This is a genomic window from Luteimonas qiangzhengi (genome assembly GCF_039548515.1).
GTDB lineage: Bacteria > Pseudomonadota > Gammaproteobacteria > Xanthomonadales > Xanthomonadaceae > Luteimonas.
Map to the genome: position 1 here is coordinate 374,635 of NZ_JBCLVE010000002.1, position 20,228 is coordinate 394,862.

General features: G+C 65.8%; 16 protein-coding genes. 4 read left to right on the plus strand and 12 right to left on the minus strand.

The window, feature by feature from the left end; genetic code table 11:
* Positions 1-178: 178 nt before the first annotated feature.
* From WCE59_RS01955 to WCE59_RS01980, 6 genes are read right to left on the minus strand one after another with little or no spacing between them, the layout of a single operon-like run.
* Positions 179-940, minus strand: a complete 762-nt coding sequence (locus WCE59_RS01955) for an SDR family NAD(P)-dependent oxidoreductase (RefSeq protein ID WP_343257009.1) — start codon at positions 938-940, stop codon at positions 179-181.
* A 44-nt stretch (positions 941-984) separates the two neighbouring features.
* Positions 985-1,656: an NADPH-dependent F420 reductase gene (locus WCE59_RS01960; RefSeq protein WP_343257010.1), complete on the minus strand. Its 672-nt coding sequence runs from the start codon at positions 1,654-1,656 to the stop codon at positions 985-987.
* Positions 1,653-3,137, minus strand: coding sequence for an efflux transporter outer membrane subunit (locus tag WCE59_RS01965; RefSeq protein ID WP_343257011.1), 1,485 nt, complete (start codon positions 3,135-3,137; stop codon positions 1,653-1,655). Before WCE59_RS01965 ends, WCE59_RS01960 begins: the two co-directional genes overlap by 4 nt.
* A complete protein-coding gene (locus tag WCE59_RS01970; RefSeq protein WP_343257013.1) occupies positions 3,130-6,297 on the minus strand; it encodes an efflux RND transporter permease subunit in 3,168 nt (1,055 codons plus the stop codon). The genes WCE59_RS01965 and WCE59_RS01970 overlap by 8 nt, the downstream gene beginning before the upstream one ends.
* 27 nt (positions 6,298-6,324) lie before the next feature.
* On the minus strand, positions 6,325-7,533 hold the full coding sequence (locus tag WCE59_RS01975; protein ID WP_449284076.1) for an efflux RND transporter periplasmic adaptor subunit: 1,209 nt from the start codon (positions 7,531-7,533) through the stop codon (positions 6,325-6,327).
* Between the two features lie 41 nt (positions 7,534-7,574).
* Entirely contained in the window at positions 7,575-7,820 is a 246-nt protein-coding gene (locus WCE59_RS01980) for a hypothetical protein (RefSeq protein WP_343257014.1), read from the minus strand.
* Between the two features lie 122 nt (positions 7,821-7,942).
* On the opposite strand from WCE59_RS01980, the gene WCE59_RS01985 reads away from it, so the two are divergent.
* The gene (locus tag WCE59_RS01985) at positions 7,943-8,977 is read left to right on the plus strand and encodes a LysR family transcriptional regulator (RefSeq protein ID WP_343257015.1); all 1,035 of its coding nucleotides are present in this window, start codon (positions 7,943-7,945) and stop codon (positions 8,975-8,977) included.
* A gap of 173 nt (positions 8,978-9,150) precedes the next feature.
* Positions 9,151-9,549, plus strand: coding sequence for a RidA family protein (locus WCE59_RS01990; protein WP_343257016.1), 399 nt, complete (start codon positions 9,151-9,153; stop codon positions 9,547-9,549).
* 310 nt (positions 9,550-9,859) lie between these two features.
* Here WCE59_RS01990 and WCE59_RS01995 read toward each other — a convergent pair whose 3' ends face one another.
* The 6 genes from WCE59_RS01995 to WCE59_RS02020 form a co-directional block, all read right to left on the minus strand.
* Positions 9,860-10,357 carry a glycine zipper domain-containing protein gene (locus WCE59_RS01995; RefSeq protein WP_343257017.1) on the minus strand — a complete coding sequence of 166 codons (498 nt, stop codon included), beginning with the start codon at positions 10,355-10,357 and terminating at the stop codon, positions 9,860-9,862.
* 426 nt (positions 10,358-10,783) lie between these two features.
* Positions 10,784-12,082: a replication-associated recombination protein A gene (locus WCE59_RS02000; RefSeq protein ID WP_343257104.1), complete on the minus strand. Its 1,299-nt coding sequence runs from the start codon at positions 12,080-12,082 to the stop codon at positions 10,784-10,786.
* Between the two features lie 123 nt (positions 12,083-12,205).
* A complete protein-coding gene (locus WCE59_RS02005) occupies positions 12,206-13,498 on the minus strand; it encodes a Yip1 family protein (RefSeq protein ID WP_343257018.1) in 1,293 nt (430 codons plus the stop codon).
* 134 nt (positions 13,499-13,632) lie between these two features.
* Positions 13,633-14,259 carry an outer membrane lipoprotein chaperone LolA gene (lolA, locus tag WCE59_RS02010; protein WP_343257019.1) on the minus strand — a complete coding sequence of 209 codons (627 nt, stop codon included), beginning with the start codon at positions 14,257-14,259 and terminating at the stop codon, positions 13,633-13,635.
* A 64-nt stretch (positions 14,260-14,323) separates the two neighbouring features.
* Complete coding sequence (locus tag WCE59_RS02015; RefSeq protein ID WP_449284077.1) at positions 14,324-16,675, minus strand: DNA translocase FtsK; 2,352 nt, start codon at positions 16,673-16,675, stop codon at positions 14,324-14,326.
* A 95-nt stretch (positions 16,676-16,770) separates the two neighbouring features.
* Positions 16,771-17,835 (minus strand): alanine dehydrogenase, encoded by a 1,065-nt coding sequence (locus tag WCE59_RS02020; protein WP_343257021.1) that lies wholly within the window; start codon positions 17,833-17,835, stop codon positions 16,771-16,773.
* Positions 17,836-17,998: 163 nt separating this feature from the next.
* On the opposite strand from WCE59_RS02020, the gene trxB reads away from it, so the two are divergent.
* Together trxB and WCE59_RS02030 are read left to right on the plus strand one after the other, a co-directional pair.
* A complete protein-coding gene (trxB, locus tag WCE59_RS02025) occupies positions 17,999-18,952 on the plus strand; it encodes a thioredoxin-disulfide reductase (RefSeq protein WP_343257022.1) in 954 nt (317 codons plus the stop codon).
* A 29-nt stretch (positions 18,953-18,981) separates the two neighbouring features.
* The gene (locus WCE59_RS02030) at positions 18,982-20,100 is read left to right on the plus strand and encodes a GNAT family N-acetyltransferase (RefSeq protein WP_343257023.1); all 1,119 of its coding nucleotides are present in this window, start codon (positions 18,982-18,984) and stop codon (positions 20,098-20,100) included.
* Positions 20,101-20,228: the final 128 nt, after the last annotated feature.

Consider the following 20,228-nt stretch of genomic DNA (forward strand, 5'->3'; position numbering starts at 1 on the left):
GGTGCACGTGGATTGGATCGTCCGTCCAACTGACCGTGGGAGCCGGCGACGAAGCAGCGCCAGGAGTTTGATCGTGGTGGTTCTGAGTAGGAATGAGCATTTCGATGTCCTCGGAAGTGATGTAGCTACTGGGTGACGCTGGATTCCTCCCCCTGATGGGAGGGATTGCGAAGATTGTTCAGATGGCGGCGCCGCCGGACACGCTCAGGACCTCGCCGGTGATGTAGCTACCGGACGGGCCTGCGAGAAAGCAGACCGTTTCCGCGACCTCTTCCAGCGTGGCAATGCGTCGGATCGGATGCAGGTCAAGGATCGCCGCGCGGGCATCGGGATCACCGAGCATGGCGTCGGACATGTCGGTCGGCATCACTCCCGGCTGCACCACGTTCACCGTGATGTTGCGCGGGCCCAGGTCGCGCGCCGCGCCCTTTGCATACCCAATAAGTGCGGCTTTGGTCCCGGCGTAGTCGGCGACCCCTGGCACCGGGACGTGTGTACCGAACCGCGAGCCGATGAAGATGATCCTGCCACCGTCAGTCAATTTCGCCGCGGCTGCGCGCGTCGTGGCAACCACTCCCATGACGTTGACCTGCCATTGGTGATTATTGTCCGGCGCATTGAAGTCGGGATCATCGACCAGCTGGCCTTGTACGGCGATGCCCGCATTGTTGACCACGATGTCGAGCTTGCCGAACTGGGCGATCACCCGGTCTACGAGTGGCTGGGCGGCCGCAAGGTCACTCTGGTCGCTGTGGACGGCGATCGCACGCACGCCGCTGGCCTTCAGGCGGTCAACAACGGCCTCGGCCTTGGCCGAAGAGTTCGCGTAGCTGATCGCTACATCCGCGCCGCGTTCGGCGAACGCCTGCGCCAGCCCGGCGCCAAGGCCGCGGGAGCCGCCGGTGATAAGTACGGTCTTGCCGGAAAATTCTTTCTGCATGGTGAATTCCTTCTTGATTGGGCGGACAGTGGTCCGTGAGTAGGTCATGCCGGTTTGCCGGCAGCATCAGGCTGGTCCCGCGACGCATTCGCGAGGTTGGTAAACAGTTCGGATTTCGTCTGGTGTGCATGGGCCAGCCATGCAGGCTGACCTGGCGCACTGCGCCACGATTCGCTAAGGGGACTGTTATCGACCGTGTCGTAGCCGAACTGGTCGTAAAGGCGCGTCACCAGCTCCACCGCTTCGGGAAAATTGCTGGAGACCGACAGCGCATGGCGATCCGGGGCACCGGAGGGCCTGGCTGAAGTGAACAGACGAGGCGCCTGGATGTGGGTGAATGCCTTCGCGACCTTCGCACCAGGAAGCTGTTCCTGGCGAAGTTCGTGGACGGTCTTTCTCCCGGAATCGACAATCGGGAACCGGCCGTCGCGCCAAGCCATATAGTTATTGGTGTCGATCACGATCTTGCCCGCGAGCTGTTCCACGGGCATGTCGTTGACCAGCCGGAGCCGCACGGCGATGACAACGAAATCAGCCGCTTCGGCGGCCTCCGCCGCAGTCGCCGCTCGTGCCGCGGGGCCGAGTTCATCCACAAGCGGCCCAAGCGTGTGCGGGCCGCGCGAGTTGGCAATGACAACCTGATAGCCGTTTGCGATGGCCTTGCGGGCAATCTGGCTGCCGACTTCCCCGGCGCCGATGATGCCGATGGTATTCATTCAGTGACTCCTTCGTGGCTGGTGGCGGAAACGCGTTCGTGGATGGGCGGGTGTTGCGGCCAGCCCCCCGCCAAGGCGCGGTAGACCGCCGCGGCGCTGCTGACGGTGCGGGTACGGGTTTGGGCAAGTGCGTCCTGCGCCTGCAGCAGAGTGCGTTCGGAATCGAGCACGTCGAGCAGGTCCGCGGCGCCGGCCTCAAAGCGGGTCACCGCCAGCTGCGCCGCTCGTGCACTGTCTTCGGCGGCCCGTCGCAGGTGCGCGTCCTGTTGGCGGCTGCGTGCGTGAAGTACCAGCGCGTTTTCCACATCCTCCAGGGCCCGCAGGACGGTCTGCTCATAGCGGGCCAGCTCCGCGGCGGCGCCCGCATCGGCTGCCGCAATGCGTGCCCGCACCCGGCCGATGTCCAGGAACGACCAGTCGATGCCCAGCGCGATCAGCCGGGTTTCGCTGTCGCGATCGAACAGCAGCGCGGTGTCGATGGCCTGGCTGCCGATAAGCCCGCCCAGGGTGAAGCGCGGGAACAGGTCCGCGGTGGCCACGCCAATGCGGGCGGTCGCCGCGTGCAGGCGGTGCTCGGCGGCAGCGATGTCGGGACGCCGCCGCAACAGTTCGCCAGGCGAGCCGGGATCCAACGCCGCCGGCACGGCTGGCAACGGCCGCGCCTGCGAAAGATCAGCCAGCAGGGCGTCCGGGCTACGCCCGCACAGCAGGGCCAGCCGATGCTGGTGGACAGCCACTTCCGCCTCCAGCGCCGGCACCCGTGCCAGGGTCGATTCGAGCTGGGCGCTGGCGCGCGCAGTGTCATAGCCAGTGCCGCGTCCGGCCCCGAAGCGCGCCTCCACAAGCTCCAGCGTTTCGCGCTGGTTGTCGGCGTTGGCGCGGGCTACGCGCAGTCGCTCCTGGGCACCGCGCAGCTCGATGTAACCACGCACCACCTCCCCCACGATCACCACCTGCATGGCGGCAAGATCCCCGGCGCTGGCGGCGGCATCGGCACGCCGCGATTCCACACCGCGGCGCACCCGGCCAAACAGGTCCAGCTCCCAGCTTGCCGAGACGCCGGCCCGCCAGCTTTCGTGATCGCGCCCGGCGCGCGACATGCCCTGCGCCTCATCGGCCGACAGGCGCACGTCCGCGGCTTCGGCGCTGGCGGTGACCGTCGGCAGACGGTCGAAACGGGCACCGCGCAGCAGCGCATTGGCGCGCTCGTAGTTGGCCAGGGTGATGCGCAGGTCGTGGTTGGACGCCAGCGCGGCCTCAACCAGGGCATCCAGCTGTGGATCGGCGAACTCCTGCCAGAACGCCGCATCCGGCGCGGGCAGTGCCGACCCCTCGGCCGGTGAGACCTGCCCATAGCGCTCGGACAGCGGCAGGTCTGGGCGCACGTGGTCCGGCCCGACCATGCAGGCCGACAGGGCCAGCGCCAGCAGCGACGGCAGCACCACGCGCAGGCTGATCGGCATGTGGATGGCATTACGCATGGGCAGCCTCCAAAGCTTCGGGCTTGGCAACCGGGACCCGACCACGGGTCGCCAGTTTGCGCAGCGCGACGTAGAACACAGGGGTCAGGAACAATCCGAAGGCGGTCACGCCGACCATGCCGGTGAACACGGTTACGCCGGTGGCGGCGCGCACCTCGCTGCCAGCGCCCGACGACAGCATCAGCGGCACCACGCCTGCACAGAACGCGATCGAGGTCATGATGATCGGGCGCAGGCGCAGGCGGCAGGCCTCCAGCGCAGCGTCGACGATGCCGCGGCCCTGGCGCTCCAGGTCACGGGCGAACTCGACGATCAGGATCGCGTTCTTGCACGCCAGCCCCATCAGCACCACCAGCCCGACCTGCACGAACACATTGTTGTCGCCGCCGGTCGCCCACACGCCGAACATCGCCGCCAGCAGGCACATCGGCACGATCAGGATCACCGCCAGCGGCAGGGTCCAGCTCTCGTACAGCGCGGCCAGCACCAGGAAGGCAAGCAGCACCGCCAGCGGGAACACGATCATCGCAGCGTTGCCCTGGCTGGCCTGCTGGTAGCTCAGGTCGGTCCATTCGATCTGCATGCCGGGCGGCAGCACCGTGTCGGCCAAGCCGCTCACCGCATTCATGGCCTGGGTGGAGGACAGCACCCGCTGGTCGGATTCACCGGCCAGGTCGGCGGCCGGGTAGCCGTTGTAGCGCAGCACCGGATCGGGCCCGAAGGTCTCGCGCATCTCCACCATCGATCCGATCGGCACCATCTCCCCGCTCGCGTTGCGGGTGCGCAGGCGGGAGATGTCATCCACGCTGCTGCGAAACTGCGCATCGGCCTGGGCAATCACCTGCCAGGTGCGGCCGAACTGGTTGAAGTCGTTGACGTAGGCCGAGCCCAGGTAGGTCTGCAGGGTGTCGAACAATTCGGTCAGCGGCACGTCCTGGGCCTTGGCCCGGGCCCGGTCGACCACGGCATCGAGCTGGGGCACGTTGGCCTGGTAGCTGGAGATCGGGAAGCCCATGCCCGGCGTCTGCGCAATGGCGCCGGTCATGCCGTCCACCGCTTCCTGCAGAGCGCCATAACCCAGCCCCCCGCGATCCTGGATGAACATCTGGTAGCCCGATCCGTTTCCCAGCCCCTGGATCGGCGGCGGCATGAACGAGAAAGCCAGCCCTTCCTGCAGGATCGACAGGCGCTGGTTGAGATCGGCGTTCACCTCCTCCGCGCTGCGGCTGCGTTCGCTCATCGGCTTGAGCGGCAGAAACACCACCCCGGTGTTGGGCGTATTGGTGAACTGCAGGGCGTTGAGACCGGCCAGGGCCATGGTGTGGGACACGTCGCCGGTTTCCATGGCGATATCCCCTACCTTGCGCAGCAGCGCATCGGTGCGCGCGAGCGACGCACCTTCGGGCAGCTTCACGCCGGCCATCAGGTACATCTTGTCCTGCACCGGGATGAATCCCGGCGGCACCACCTTGAACATGACGCCGGTGGCCAGCAGCAGGCCGGCATACACCAGGAACACCAGCCCACGCCGGCCAAGGATGCGTCCGATGGCACCCTGGTAGCGGTTGGAGCTGTTGTTGAAAAACCTGTTAAACGGCCGGAACACCCAGCCGAACGCGCGATCGATGCCGCGGGTGAGCCTGTCCTTCGGCGCACCGTGCGCCTGCAGCAGGCGCCCGGCCAACGCCGGCGACAGGGTCAGCGAGTTCAGCCCGGAGATCGCCACCGAGATGGCGATGGCCACGGCGAACTGCTTGTAGAACTCGCCCGTCACCCCGTCCAGGAACGCCATCGGCACGAACACCGCGCACAGCACCAGGGTGATCGCGATGATCGGCCCGGATACCTCCTTCATCGCCAGGTGCGCGGCCTCCAGCGGTGGCGCGCCCTGCTCGATGTGACGCTCCACGTTCTCCACCACCACGATTGCGTCATCCACCACGATGCCGATCGCCAGCACCAGCCCGAACAGGGTCAGCGTGTTGATCGAGAACCCGAGCAGGTGCAGCACCGCGAAGGTGCCCACGATGGAGACCGGCACCGCCAGCAGCGGGATGATCGACGCGCGCCAGGTCTGCAGGAACAGGATCACCACCAGCACCACCAGCAGCACCGCTTCCAGCAGGGTGATGACCACGGCGCTGATCGACTCGCGCACGAAGATCGTGGTGTCGTACAGCGCCTCGTATTTCACGCCCGGAGGGAAGCGCGTGGACAGCTCGTCCAGGGTCGCGATCACGTCGTCACGGATCTGCAGCGCGTTGGCGCCGGGCGCCTGGTAAATGCCGATACCCACCGCGTCCGAACCGTCCAGCTGCGAGCGCAGGGTGTAATCGCCCGCGCCCAGCTCCAGCCGGGCCACATCGGACAGCCGCACTAGCTCGCCCTCGCCGCCGGTCTTGATCACGATGTCGCCGAACTCTTCCACGGTGGTCAGCCGGCCGCGGGCGTTGATCAGGGTCAGGAAGCTGCTATCGGGCATCGGATCCGCGCCAAGCTGGCCGGCCGAGACCTGCACGTTCTGTTCGCGCATCGCGCCCACCACGTCACCGGCGGTCATTCCGCGGGAGGCGATCTGCTCCGGATCCAGCCAGGCGCGCATGGCGTAATCCCCGCTGCCGAACATCTGCGCGTCGCCCACGCCCTGGATGCGCGATAGCGCGTCGAGCACGTGCAGGCGCACGTGGTTGCGCAGATACAGGGTGTCGTAAGCGCCGTCCTGCGACGTCAGGTGCACCACCATCAGGAACGTGGGTGACTGCTTCTGCGTGGTCACGCCGTGGCGGCGTACGTCCTCGGGCAAGCGGTTGAGCACCTGGCTGACCCGGTTCTGCACCCGCACCGCCGCTTCATCGGGGTCCACCCCGGGGCTGAAGGTGACGGTCATCTGCAGCACGCCATCCGAGCCGGCGACCGACTTCATGTACATCATGTCCTCGACGCCGTTGATCGATTCCTCCAGCGGTGTGGCCACGGTCTCGGCAATCACCTGCGGGTTGGCGCCCGGGTATGCGGTACGCACCACCACCGAAGGCGGCGCCACCTCCGGGTACTCGCTGATTGGCAGGATCGGAATGGCGATCAGCCCGGCGGTGAAGATGATGATCGACAGCACCGCGGCGAAGATCGGCCGATCGATGAAGAAGTGTGAGAATTTCACGGCGGAATCCTTTCTTTATGGCTGCGATTACGGCGCGCCGGCGTCGGCGAGCTGCGGTTGACCCGGCGGGTCGCCCATGGCGATGGCCACCGGCGAGACCGGCATGCCGGGGAAGAACACCTTCTGCACGCCGTGCACGATCACTTGGTCGCCTTCGGCCAGGCCCGCCTCCACCACGCGGAGGCCGACGGCCATGCCGCCCTGGACGATGTCTCGCCGCTCGGCCTGGTTGTCCTCGCCCACCACGTAGACGTACTTTCGGTCCTGGTCGGTGAGCACGGCACGCTCGTCGATCAGCAGTGCGGAGGCGGACGAGGCCCCCTGCAGCTGCACGCGGGCATACAGGCCGGGGGTGAAGACACGGTCCGGATTGGGAACGACGGCGCGCAGGCGGATGGTGCCGGTGCCGGGATCGGCCTGGTTGCTGGTGAAGTCCACGTGCCCCGAATGCGGATAGCCCTGTTCGTTGGCCAGCCCCACGCGTACGGAATTGCCGCCGCTCTCGCGGTTGCCGCTGCGTGCCAGCGCCTGGTAACCGAGGAAGCTCTGCTCATCGGCTTCGAAGTACACGTGCATCGGATCCAGCGACACCACCGTGGTCAGCAGGGTGGCGTCGGCCTGGGCGAGGTTGCCGGCGGTGACCAGCGCGCGCCCGGCGCGACCGTCGATGGGCGAACGCACCTCGGTGAACTGCATGTCCAGCTGGGCGGCGCTCACCGCAGCTTCGGCTGCACGCACTGCGGCGGCAGCCTGGGCACTGGCCGCGCGCCGGGACTCATGGTCCTCGCGGGAGATGGCGCTGACTTCCAACAGCTCATCGGCGCGCCTGTTTTGCGACGCGGCCAGCTGCGCCTCGCTGCGGACCCGGGCCAGCTGCGCCTCGGCCTGTTCCACCGCCGCCCGGTAGGGGCGCTGGTCGATGACGAACAGCAAGTCGCCCTTCTGCACCTCTTCGCCTTCCTCGAAGGCGACACGGTCGATGTAGCCGCTGACCCGCGCGCGCATTTCCACCGTTTCGGCCGCCACCACGCGACCGGTGTATTCGTCCCACGGCACCACGGCGCGTTCGAGTACGGGCGCCACGCTGACCTGGGGCGGCGGCGCGGCGATCTCATCGCCAGCCTGGCTGCTGCAGGCGGCCAGTATCGCGGCGGCCAACAGGCCCAGCAGCGGCGCAGCCAGGCGGCGGCGCCAGGGATGGAGAGAACCGGGAATGGGGGAGGTAATGGTGTGCATGATGGAGTCCTGTCTGATTGTTCCGTTTTCGATCATCCCGCTCATGGGTTTTTTTCTCCCACCAGCGGGATGGTGCGGACGCTTTGGGCCGCGTTGAACACCTGGTCGGCGAGCTGCAACAGCCACGGGAAGGCCGCTGCCGCGATACCTGCGGCGAACGCCCAAGCCACCCATACGGGGCCTTCAAGCCATTGATTCAAAAGCAATGCAGCCACCCCAAGTACGTCCATGGCCAGGACCACGACCAGCCAGCGGTAGGAGGGACGGCGACGGGAGACGGTGCGCATGGATGCGGCCTTTGCAGCGGGGTTGGACACAACTTACTCCCGACGGACGGCCTTGTTTAGCCGTCAAATCAGGGAATAATTGTCCAGCAGGTGGGCCAATCGTCCGCTACCGGAAAATCGCCATGTCACAGGACCTCAATGCAACGCTGATCTTCACCAAGGTGGTTGAGCAAGGCAGCTTCGTGGGTGCAGCGAGGATGCTGCGCCTGCCCAAGACCACCGTGAGCCGCAAGGTGCAGGAACTGGAGTCGCGGCTGGGCGCGCAGTTGCTCCACCGCACTACCCGCCGCCTCGGGCTGACCGAGGCCGGCAACATCTACTACGAGCATTCGCAGAACATCGCCCGCGACCTGAGCGAGGCCGAGAGCGCGGTCAGCCAGCTGCAGGCCGGGCCGCGCGGCTGGCTGCGCTTCACCGCGCCCTATTCGATCGGTATGGACAAGATCGCCCCGCTGCTTGGGGAGTTCAGCAAGCGCTACCCGGAAATCAACTTGGAGATGCTGCTCAGCAACGAGCCGCTCGATCTGATCGGCGGCGAGATCGACGTGGCCCTGCGCCTGGGCGAGCTGCCCGACTCCAACCTGGTGGCCCGCCAGCTGGGCGTGCTGCACACCCAGGTGTTTGCTTCCGCTGCCTACCTGGATCGCCACGGAGAGCCGCAGCATCCGGAAGAGCTGGTGCAGCACCGGGTGCTGGCACTGACCAAGCACCGCCAGGGCAGCCGTTACCAGTGGAACCTTGATGACGGCGCAGGCCCGCGCATGTTCCAGGTGGACCCGGCTCTGGTAGTCAACGATCCGGCCGCATTGAAAGGTGCGCTGCTGTGCGGCGAAGGCTTGGCGCTCACCGCCGACGTGATGGTCAAGCCGGCGGTGGAGAGTGGCCAGGTCAAGCGCGTGCTGGCCGGCTGGAAGGGCGCGGACTACCCCTTCAGTGCGCTGTTCCCGCGCGGCCATGCGCAGTCACCCAAGGTGCGCGCGTTCGTCGACTTCCTGCTCGAGCGCTTGAATCTGGACATCGACTACATGTCCAGGCACTGCCCCATGTCGACCTGCGCCGACGCCGGTACCAAAGCGGCCGCGGCAACGGCAACGGCCGCGCAGAGCGAAACCCGGCGCGCGGGAAGGGAGCTCTTGGAAGCCGTGACGGAGGACTGAGTGCGGTTGCGGAGGGTTCCGCGGACATCAGGACGGGGCTTGCGCAATAGTTCCACCACCCAGTCGATGAATAATCGAAGTTCTCCGGACGCGCAGGTTTATCCGCCGGACTACTGCTCGCAGACTGTGTGGAAGTTACCCAGCAAGCTGACACCCCAACTCGGAGATTGAAGATGAGCAAGCGCGACGTTGTTTTCCCCCCCGCCCGGCAGGAGCTCTACAAACGCAACCGGTACTCCCCCGCCGTGCGCGCCAACGGTCTATTGTTTGTCTCGGGACAGGTAGGCAGCCGCGAAGACGGTTCGGTGGAACCCGACCTTGAGGCACAAGTCCGGCGAGCCTTTGAGAACCTCAATGCAATCCTCGCCGCCGCTGGATGCAGCTTCGACGACGTGATCGACGCCACCATTTTCATGGTGGATGCGGAAGAGAACTTCGAACGGGTTTGGGAGATCGCCGCGCCGTACTGGGGCGAAGCGCCGCACCCCTCGCTCACCGGCATCGGTGTTACGTGGCTGTACGGCTACCAGTTCGAGATCAAGGTGATTGCCAAGCTGCCGGAACCACACTGAGCAGGCCCCGAATCTAGACACGCCGTGATGTCGACTTGGGCCGGCACCCGGCATCCCTTCCCTACCCCCGATAACCAGTCCTAATCCGTCAGACCCGGGTCATTTTGAGCGGTGGACGTGCTGGCATGGGGCCATGTCTTCTGCCAATGGCGTCGGCTTATGCGCTCTTATCGGATGATGGAACCACCACCTTCGCCTTGCGGCGGCGCGGCATTGCGCAGTTGCGGCGGAATGCCCAGTCCAGATTAAAGAGGCCCCGCAAGCGGGGCCTCATGGTTGCTGCTGATCGGCGGGTCTGCCGATGCCGCGATCAGCGGCCGTCGCCGTCCGCATCGCCCGGCAGCGCCCGTTCGACGCGATGCCATGCCGCACGTGTGGCGTGCTTGGCGTCGTTCCACTCCAGGCGCGAGTTGCCCCTGGCCTGCTCATAGTCGGTACGCAGGTTGTTTTCGGCCTGCTCGAAGCTCTGGTCGGCATAGCGCGAACGGGCTTCGTAGCCGGTGCGGTAAGCAGGCTGGTAGTCCTCGTATCCGTACTGTTTGTTGGCGTACGGCTCCTTGGAATAGTTCTCACGCCAGTACGCGTCTTCGACCGTCGGGTTCATCGCCTCGCCTGCGGCCTTGCCACCCAGGCCGCCGGCCACCGCGCCTACGGCCGCGCCTACTACCGTGCCGGCGGGACCTGCCACGGAACCGACGGCCGCGCCAGCGACCCCGCCGGCTGCCGCGCCTACGCCGGTGCCAACCGGGTGCGCACCGGGGGCGCCGCTGATCGGGTCACGGTTGGCATCGTGTTTGTCATTGCTCATGTCGCTCTCCACTGGTGATCGGCGGTTGCCGGTCACCAACATGCGACCCGTCGCGTGAGGCGTGCGTGTTCCGGAGCCCCCTGCTCCGCTCAGTCCGTCTGATCGGGACAGCGCGTGAACAACGTGCCTTCAGGACTGCGCCCAGAACCGCCTTACGATGGGCGCAGCCTCGCGCCAGCCCATCCGATGGGGCGTGCGCTCCCATGCGCTGCGAACATGTGGCTCGATCTCCTGCCACGGTCGACCGGGGTAAATATCACGGGCTTCGCGGGCATAAAGCGCGCAGAGCCGGCGGTGACCTGACAGCATTGGGGATGCATGGCTACGCATGACTGCCTCCAGTGATAACTGTCGCCCCTGCCCAACCAGCATATAACCTTGCTGCGACGGTTTCCATCCTCGGTCGATTTATTTTAAAACAAACAGTTATGGCTGTTTGTTCGAGTTGTTTCTTGGGATTTGTTGGAGCACATGCGATCGTTCCGAGCGCAGTCGCTCCAGCTTCTCGCCAAGTTTGATCTCCAGCCCCCGAGCCACCGGCTGGTAATACACGCGCTCGCCCATGGCATCCGGAAAGCCGGTCTGGTCCAGCGAGACCCCCCCTTCCGCGTCGTGGTCGTACTGGTAACCGCGGCCGTAGCCCAGCTCCTTCATCAACCCGGTGGGCGCGTTGCGGATATGCATGGGCACGTCCTGAGTGCCGTATTTGCGCACGTCGGTGCGCGCGGCGCCCCACGCCTTGTAGGCGGCATTGGACTTGGCGGTGCTGGCCAGATAGATCGTTACCTGGGCCAGGGCCAGTTCGCCCTCCGGACTGCCCAGGCGGTCATAAGCGTCCCATGCATCGATGGACATCTGCAGGGCACGGGGATCCGCCAGGCCGATGTCTTCAACCGCCATGCGGGTCAGTCGCCGGGCGAGATAGCTGGGCGCCGCACCGCCGTCGAGCATACGCGCCAGCCAGTACAGCGCGGCGTCGGGGTTTGAACTGCGCACGCATTTGTGCAGCGCGGACATCTGGTCGTAGAACTGCTCGCCGCCCTTGTCGAAGCGCCGGGTGCGGTCGGCAAGCACCTGTTCCAGCACGGCATCGGTGATGGTTCCACCCTCGCCTCCGGCTACCTCTGCGGCAATTTCCAGCAGGGTCAGGGCGCGTCGCACGTCGCCATCGGCGGCTGTGGCAAGCAGCTGCAGCTGCGGGGGCTCAATGCGTACTTCCCTGCCGCCCAAACCGCGCTCATCGTCGGTCAGGGCGCGCTCAAGCGCCTGGCGGATATCGTCGGGCGACACCGATTCCATCACATGCACGCGGCAGCGGGACAGCAGCGCGGAGTTCAGCTCGAACGAGGGGTTTTCGGTCGTGGCACCAACGAAGATGATCGTGCCCTGCTCGATATGCGGCAGAAAGGCGTCCTGTTGCGCCTTGTTGAAGCGGTGCACTTCATCCACGAACAGCACCGTGCGCCTGCCACTGGCAAAGGTCTGCCCGGCTTCCGCCAGCACCTTGCGCACTTCCGGCAGGCCGGACAGCACTGCGGACACGGCGCGGAATTCGGCATCGGCATAGTGCGCGAGCAACAGCGCCAGGGTGGTCTTGCCGCAGCCGGGCGGGCCCCACAGCACCATCGAGTGCACGCGCCCGGCTTCGATCGAGCGGCGCAGTACCGAATCCGGCGCCAGCAGGCGTTGCTGGCCGACCATTTCATCAATGGTCCGTGGCCGCATGCGTTCGGCCAGCGGACGCAGTCCGGTCGAGAGATCAGGGTCAGGGGAAAGCAGGTCTTCCTGCACGGGGCACCTCACAGAATACGTGTGCCCACGATACCAAGCGTTCGTACTGCGGCGTGCCTACTGAAGCGCGCCCACCTGCCGCTCCAGTTGGCCGACCACGTTGCGCAAGTCGTCGATGCGATCGACACGACCCGTGGCTTCAAGCCGGAACCGGTTACCGATCACCACGCTGTATTTGCCGCGATTGCTGTTGGCGTTCCACTCTTCGCTGATCAGCTGGCCGTCACGGGTGAAGGTGCGTTCGTATGCACCATCGGTTTCGCGGCTCTGGTCCACGCCGAATGCGCCGGCCATGGCCATCATTCCCGACATCGCGGCCATGTCCTGGATCTCCACGCTGATCCGGTTTGATCCCCCTGCATCGGCATATTCGGCCGAGGCCTCGCTCATCTGCATGCCCATGGCTCCGCTGCGGCTGGCGGAAATGCTTGTGCGACGCATGTTGCCGATGGAATCGGGCAGCAGCGCACGCAGCCGGTCTGCCGCAACCGCTTCCACCACCTGGCCATCCGCATCGGTACTGCCGGTCACCGCTCCCATCAGCGCGCCCAGCGCCCTGCCCTGCTCATCCGCGCTGCCGCTGGCCCGGGCCTGGTCCATCTGCTTGCCGGCTTCTTCCAGCCGCCGACCGATATCCATCACCTGCCCCATCCTGCTGTCAGGATCCACGCTGACATTGCTGCTGCTCCCTCCCCCACCGGTCGCGCTGCCCAGCATCCCGCCGGCCAGCGCGCCCATACCTGTCACTGCTGCGATCAGCAGGCCGACGATCCAGCCCAGCACAATCGCCGCGATCACCGTAACCAGGGTGTAGATGGCCGACTTTTCCGGCGGACATTTCATGGTGTGCGGCAGGCCCAGATACAGCAGGTAGATGCTGTAGACCCCACCGGCCAGCGCCAGCAACCAGCCGATGCCGGGAACGATCACGGCAATGCCGGCCACCCAGGCGGCGGTCCAGGCATAGCCGACCGCTTTGAGCGCCTGCACCTGGTTCTTTTGCCCCTCGAACTTCGGCGCCAGCGCGTTGACGATCATCGCCACCACGTACAGCACCACCAGCCCCAACGCATAGCCCAGCACCATGCCCATCAGGCCCGACATGAACGGCGTGGTGATCCTCATGCCGAACACGCTGTGGCCGATCAGGCTGCCCTTGATGAAGCCGGCCACCGCCGGAATGGCAGCCAGCAGCATGAAGTAGCCGGTGTACAGGCTGGCAGCGCTTGCCGGCTCGGCGGCGATCACGGGCCACTCGCTGCGTGGAGACAGCAGGATCGCCTTCGCCCGATCAATCACGGTGTTCGAACGGCTCCCATCGTGCGCGGGGATCTGTGGTTCTGATTGCATGTGACTGCTACTTCCTTGCTGTCGGGTCTGTCCATGCATACGCCGAACGCGCGGCTTGCAGGACAGCCCAACGCAACCGGCCCGCGTTCACACGCGGGCCGGAATTATTCAGACAGGCAGTCTGGCGGCAGAACTCAGGGTTCGCCCACCACGTCCACGCCGGGTGGCGGGGTGAAGCTGAAGGCATCCGCGGCGAAGCCCGGATTCTTCTGCCAGTTGGAGAATTCAATCGTGGTGCGCTGGCCCAGGGCATCCAGCACTTCCATCTTCACCATCGCCCCATTGGCAAAGCCCAGCTGCGCACTCTGGAAGCCGGCATCGGTGGCCTCGCGCGGGGCGACTTCCAGCCATTCCATCCCGTCACGGGTGCCGCCCTCGCCGATCACGAAGTCGCGATCAAGCATGGTCGGGTCGATGAGCGCTGCCAGGGGATTGTTCTGCTCTTCTTCGCCCTGCGGCCGCACGGTCACCTGTTCCAGATCCGGATCGTAGACCCACACCCGGGTGCCGTCGGCAATGATCAGCTGCGGATACGGGTTCTCGTATTCCCAGCGGAACAGCCGCGGCGCCGAAAGGGCCACGCTGCCGCTGGAGCTCTCACGCAGCCGGCCGCTGCCATCAAACACCTGCTGGGAGAAGTCGCCCTGCAGTCCGCGCAGGTCGCTGGTAAAGCTGTCCAAGCTGGCGCGCGCATCGGCATGCGCGCTCCCGGCAAAGGCCGCCGCAAACAGGACAAGCATGACGCTGAGGATGCGGTTCATTGGAACTCCGGGAATCAATCGGGTTGCGCAAAGTGTGCACAGGCGTGGCTGAATACGAGCCGGACTACTTGGGAGGCGGAGGCGCCAGCACCGTGCGATCGCCGTTGTTTTCAGGCGGGGTCACCACCCCGGCCGCCTCCATGGCTTCGATCAGGCGCGCGGCGCGGTTGTAGCCGATCTTCAGCCGCCGCTGCACGCCGGAGATCGAGCCGCGCCGGGTCTCGGTGACGATCTTCACCGCCTCGTCGTACAGCGGGTCGCTCTCATCGCCGCCATCGGCTTCAGGCAGCCCGGTGGCACCCACCACCACGCCGTCGCCCATGGTCTGCACTTCTTCCAGCACGCCATCAATGTACTTGGCGCCGCCCGCCTGCTTGAGCTGCTCAACCACGCGATGCACCTCTTCATCGGACACGAAGGCGCCGTGCACGCGCTCGGGCATGGCCGTACCTGGCGGCATGTACAGCATGTCGCCGTGGCCGAGCAGGGTTTCGGCACCGGACTGGTCAAGGATGGTGCGCGAGTCGATCTTGGAGCTGACCTGGAACGCGATGCGGGTGGGAATGTTGGCCTTGATCAGGCCGGTGATCACGTCCACCGACGGGCGCTGGGTGGCCAGGATCAGGTGGATGCCGGCCGCACGTGCCTTCTGTGCCAGGCGGGCAATGAGTTCCTCCACCTTCTTGCCGACGATCATCATCATGTCGGCAAACTCGTCGATGATCACGACGATGTAGGGCAGCGTCTCCAGCGGCTCGGCCACCGCGTCCGATTCCGGATCCGGTCGGAACAGCGGGTCCAGCAGCGGCTGGCCGCTGTCCTGCGCTTCCTTCACCTTTTTGTTGAAGCCGGCCAGGTTGCGCACGCCCACCGCGCTCATCAGCTTGTAGCGCCGCTCCATCTCGGCCACGCACCAGCGCAGGCCGTTGGCGGCCTCCTTCATGTCGGTGACCACCGGCGCCAGCAGGTGCGGGATGCCTTCGTAGACGCTCAGCTCAAGCATCTTCGGGTCGATCATCAGCAGCCGCAGCTGGTCGGGCGTGGCCTTGAACAGCAGGCTCAGCACCATGGCGTTGACCGCCACCGACTTGCCCGAGCCGGTGGTACCAGCCACCAGCAGGTGCGGCATGCGCGCCAGGTCGGCAACGGATGAGCGCCCGCCGATGTCCTTGCCCAGCGCCAGGGTAAGCGGGCTGGTCGACTTGTCGTATTCCTTGGAGCGCAGCAGCTCGGACAGGTAGATCATCTCCCGGCGCGTGTTCGGGATTTCCAGGCCGATCACCGATTTACCCGGGATCACATCCACCACGCGCACGGATTTCACGCTCAGGCCGCGGGCGATGTCCTTGTCCAGCGAACTGATCTGGCTGACCTTGATACCCGGCGCCGGCTCCATTTCGAAGCGGGTGATCACCGGCCCCGGCTGGGCCTCGGTCACCTGCACATCAATGCGGAAATCCTTGAGCTTGAATTCGATCTGCCGCGACAGGGTTTCCAGCGTTTCTTCGTCGTAGCCCTTCGGCTGCGGCTTGGGCTCGTCCAGCAGCGACAGCGGCGGCAGGCCCGAATCACCGCCGCCCGTGCCGGTGAACAATGGGATCTGCTGCTCACGCTTGGCCCGCTCACTCTTTTCCACCTGCGGCGCGGCCGGCGGCTCGATCCTGACCGGTTCGCGGCGCACCCGCTTCTGCGTATCGGCCTTGCGTACTTCCACGCGCTCCTCGCGCAGGTCGCGTGCCCGCTTCCATTCACCGGCCTGCTTGCTGCTGCGTTTGAGCAGCTCCGGGAGCTTCATCACCCAGCCACCCAGCCTGTCCATCACTGCCAGCCAGGACAGCCCGGTGGCAAGAGTGATCGAGGTCAGCAGCAAGGCCAGCAGAAACAAATTGCCGCCCACGCCGCCAAACGCCGCATACAGCGAATTGCCCACCAGCCGACCCAGAATGCCGCCGCCACCGGCCGAGAAATCAGCCGCGTTCGACGCGCCCAGTGCCAGCAGTCCGCAGGAGGAAATCAGGAAGCCGCACAGCCCCACCAGGCGCAGCGCCGGCCCCAGGTCGGCCTTGCCATCGCCGTCGCTGTCCATTCCGAACAGCGCGATCCAGGCAATCGCTCCCAGCACCAGCGGCAGCAGGAACGCCACATAGCCAAACAGATAGCGCAGCACATCGGCCAGCCAGGCACCCACCGGCCCGCCCACGTTGTGAAGCGGCTCGGTCACATTTCCGGAATGACTCGACCAGGCGGGATCGCTTGGCGAGTAGGTGATCAGGCTGGCGAACAGATACAACAGCAGCGGCGCGATCAGGATCAGCGCGATATCGCGCCACAGCCGCTGCCGGCGCGGATTGTCCCCTGCAGTCTTGCGGGCGGCCCCGCGTTGCCGCTTGCCCCGTTCTGTAAGCGCTTTCGCCACCGTGCCCATTACCTTAAAAGTGTCGGCTATGCGGTTGATCTTAAATCAACTGTGGGTACCCGGCGAATCCGATGCGCGCCGATGGTGCAACCCGCTCAGGCGGGGTCCTGCAGCGCAGGATGTACCAGCTTGCCGGCTTCCAGGTTGATCCCGCGCATCAGCGCACGGTTGTCGCGCCAGTTGACGCTGGCCAGCGCGTCCACCCAGGGTGCGATGGCCGCGCAGATTGCCTGCGACGCAGTCTGTGGCACTGCCCCTGGCATATTGCCGACGCAGAAGTGGGTCACTTCCTCGACCACATAGGTGGGGTCGTCCCAGCTGGTTGGGCGCGATGTTTCAAAGCAGCCGCCCTGGTCGATCGAAATGTCCACCAGCGCACTGCCGGGCTCCATGCTGCGAAGCATTTCCCGGCTCAGCATCCGGGGCGCCCGCGCGCCTGGGATCAGCACCGCGCCGATCACAAGATCCGCCTCTGCGACCTCTTTGGCGATCGATTCCTGATAGGGATACAGGGCGGTGACGTTGGCGCCCAGGCGCATCATCGCGTCCATCCGCTCCACGCGCTTTTCAAACACCACCACGTTCGTGCCCATGGCTGCGAGTGCGGCAGCGGCCGACCCACCCGCCTGGCCAGCGCCGAACACCACGGCCTTGCCGCGCGAGGCCGCGGGCACGCCGCCGAGCAGGCGGCCCTTGCCGCCGTTGGTGGAGTGCATGAGGGTGGCGCCCACCTGTACGGCGAGCTTGCCGGCGATCTCCGACATCGGCGCCAGCAGCGGCAGTGCTCCACTCTCAAGTTCCACCGTCTCGAAAGCGACCGCAGTCAGCCCGACTTCCAGCAACCGGCGGGTCAACGCAGGTTCGGCCGCCAGGTGCAGATAACAGAACAAGAGGTGGTCGCTGCGCAGGTAGTCGATTTCGGCGCCAACAGGCTCCTTGACCTTGACGATCAACTGGCCCTTTTCGTAGAGCGCGGCAGCATCGGGAGCAATCTGCACCCCGAGATTGGCATAGGCCTGATCGGCGTGGCCGGAACGCTCGCCCGCGCCCTGTTCCACCCAGACTTCGTGGCCGAACCTCACCAGGTCGCCGGCGGCAGCGGGCACCAGGGCCACACGTCCCTCGGCCGGTTTGGTTTCTTTCGGTACGCCGATTCGCAAGATCGTCTCCCTGTTGGCAACAGCAGTCGGGAGCAGCCCTGCATACCTGTGGATGCGGACGCTGTGTCGCGCTGGCAGCCTGCTGCTCGCCTTGTTTTGCGCTGGTCCGGCCCTCAAGCTATATGGCCCGAAAGGTCGTCTTTCCGCTGTCGCGAGTATACATGTGAGCACCCCCAAACACTGTCCCCTGCTGATCCTCGGCTCCGGTCCTGCCGGCTGGACCGCCGCCGTTTATGCCGCCCGCGCCAACCTCAAACCGGTGGTCGTGACCGGCCTAGAAATGGGCGGTCAGCTGATGACCACCACCGAGGTCGACAACTGGCCGGGCGATGCCCACGGGCTGATGGGACCGGACCTGATGGCGCGCATGCAGGCGCATGCCGAGCGCTTCGATACCGAGACGGTGTTTGACCACATCCACACCGCCGACCTGTCCAAGCGACCGTTCCGGCTCAAGGGCGACAACGGCGAGTACACCGCCGATGCGCTGATCATCTGTACCGGCGCCACCGCCAAGTACCTGGGTCTGGAGTCGGAAGAAAAGTTCAAGGGTCGCGGCGTGTCCGCCTGCGCCACCTGCGACGGGTTCTTCTACAAGGACAAGGAAGTGGCCGTGGTCGGCGGTGGCAATACCGCCGTCGAGGAAGCCCTGTACCTGTCCAACCTGGCCAGCAAGGTCTATCTGGTCCACCGCCGCGACAGCCTGCGTGCGGAGAAGATCATGCAGGACAAGCTGTTTGCCAAGATCGAAGCGGGCAAGATCGTGCCGGTCTGGAACCACGTGGTGGACGAGGTGCTGGGCGACGACGCCGGCGTGACCGGTCTGCGGGTGAAATCGACGCTTGACGAGTCGACGCGGGAAATCCCCGTACACGGCTTCTTCGTGGCCATCGGGCATACGCCCAACACCGGGCTGTTTGAAGGCCAGCTGGCCATGAATGACGGTTACATCGAAATCCGTTCCGGTCTTTCCGGCGGCGCCACCGGCACCTCGGTGCCGGGCGTGTTCGCCGCGGGCGACGTGGCCGACCAGCACTATCGCCAGGCCATCACCTCGGCCGGTTTCGGCTGCATGGCGGCGCTGGATGCGGAGAAGTTCCTGGACAAGGGCGAGTAACTGCGCGTCCGGACAATCCTTCCGTCCCAATGCTGACTACTCGCATCGTTGAATCACTTGCGGACGTCTCCCGGACCGAATGGGACGCGCTGCACGACGGTGCCAACCCCTTTGTCACCCATGCCTTCCTGGAAGGCATGGAGCGCCACGGCTGCCTGCGCGGCGAATGGGGCTGGACGCCGCATCACGTGACCCTGTGGCAGGGGGAGACCCTGGTTTCCGCGGTGCCCGGCTACCTGAAAACGAACTCCCACGGGGAGTTCGTTTTTGACCACGCCTGGGCACACGCCTACGCCCAGTACGGGCGCGATTACTTTCCCAAGTGGCTGGGAGCGGTGCCCTACTCTCCCGTCACCGGTCCCCGCCTTCTTGGCGACCCGCAGTACCGGCCGGCCCTGCTCAAGGCCATTGAATCCACAGCCAGCAAGCTCGGCCTGTCATCGGCGCACATCAACTTCCATACCACGCCCGAGGACACCAACTTCAGCCCCGCCTGGCTGCAGCGCACCGACGTGCAATACCACTGGCATAACGATGCGGGCTGGACCGATTTCGAGGCGTTTCTGGCAGCGCTGGATCGGCGCCGACGCAAGAACATCCGCCAGGAGCGCGCCAAGGTGGCCCGCGCCGGGATCACCTTTCGCGTGGTGCATGGTGATGAAGCCAGCGAGCAGGACCTGGAAGCGATGTACGGGTTCTATCTGGCCACCTTTGCCGATTACGGCAACTCGCCGGCGCTGACCCTCGGGTTCCTGCAGCATCTGGCCCGGACCATGCCGCGTGCCCTGGTCATCGTGCTGGCGGAGCAAGGTGGCGAGCCCATCGCCGGCGCCCTGTGTCTGCGCGGCGGCGACACTCTCTACGGGCGCTACTGGGGCGCGGAACGGGAAGTGCCCGGACTGCATTTCGAGACCTGCTACTACCAGGGCATCGAATACTGCCTGCGCGAGGGGCTGCGCGTGTTCGAGCCGGGGGCCCAGGGCGAGCACAAGATCGCACGCGGCTTCCTGCCGACGTACGTGCGCAGCCGACACTGGATCGCTGATCCCGCCTTTGCCGAACCACTGCGCCGCTGGTGCGCCGAAGAGACCGCCTCCGTGCACCGCTACAAGGCGCTCCTCGACGCCAGATCGCCCTTCACGCAGTAGGAGCGCGCCATGCGCGCGAAACCGCGTGACGCATCGCCTCGCCACAGCCCTTCGGACACGACACGGGATCCGACGCGGGATCCGACGCCATTCGGCGCCGCCATGATTCACGCGGCTTCGCGCGCATG

Excerpts from the sequence above, each read along its gene's own strand:
- WCE59_RS01960 (WP_343257010.1), bottom strand. The coding sequence starts at position 1,656 with ATGAATACCATCGGCATCATCGGCGCCGGGGAAGTCGGCAGCCAGATT.
- WCE59_RS01995 (WP_343257017.1), bottom strand. The coding sequence starts at position 10,357 with ATGAGCAATGACAAACACGATGCCAACCGTGACCCGATCAGCGGCGCC.
- WCE59_RS01985 (WP_343257015.1), top strand. The coding sequence starts at position 7,943 with ATGTCACAGGACCTCAATGCAACGCTGATCTTCACCAAGGTGGTTGAG.
- lolA (WP_343257019.1), bottom strand. The coding sequence starts at position 14,259 with ATGAACCGCATCCTCAGCGTCATGCTTGTCCTGTTTGCGGCGGCCTTT.
- WCE59_RS02005 (WP_343257018.1), bottom strand. The coding sequence starts at position 13,498 with ATGCAATCAGAACCACAGATCCCCGCGCACGATGGGAGCCGTTCGAAC.
- WCE59_RS01965 (WP_343257011.1), bottom strand. The coding sequence starts at position 3,137 with ATGCGTAATGCCATCCACATGCCGATCAGCCTGCGCGTGGTGCTGCCG.
- WCE59_RS01990 (WP_343257016.1), top strand. The coding sequence starts at position 9,151 with ATGAGCAAGCGCGACGTTGTTTTCCCCCCCGCCCGGCAGGAGCTCTAC.
- WCE59_RS01980 (WP_343257014.1), bottom strand. The coding sequence starts at position 7,820 with ATGCGCACCGTCTCCCGTCGCCGTCCCTCCTACCGCTGGCTGGTCGTG.
- WCE59_RS02000 (WP_343257104.1), bottom strand. The coding sequence starts at position 12,082 with ATGCGGCCACGGACCATTGATGAAATGGTCGGCCAGCAACGCCTGCTG.
- WCE59_RS01955 (WP_343257009.1), bottom strand. The coding sequence starts at position 940 with ATGCAGAAAGAATTTTCCGGCAAGACCGTACTTATCACCGGCGGCTCC.
- WCE59_RS02030 (WP_343257023.1), top strand. The coding sequence starts at position 18,982 with ATGCTGACTACTCGCATCGTTGAATCACTTGCGGACGTCTCCCGGACC.
- WCE59_RS01975 (WP_449284076.1), bottom strand. The coding sequence starts at position 7,533 with ATGCACACCATTACCTCCCCCATTCCCGGTTCTCTCCATCCCTGGCGC.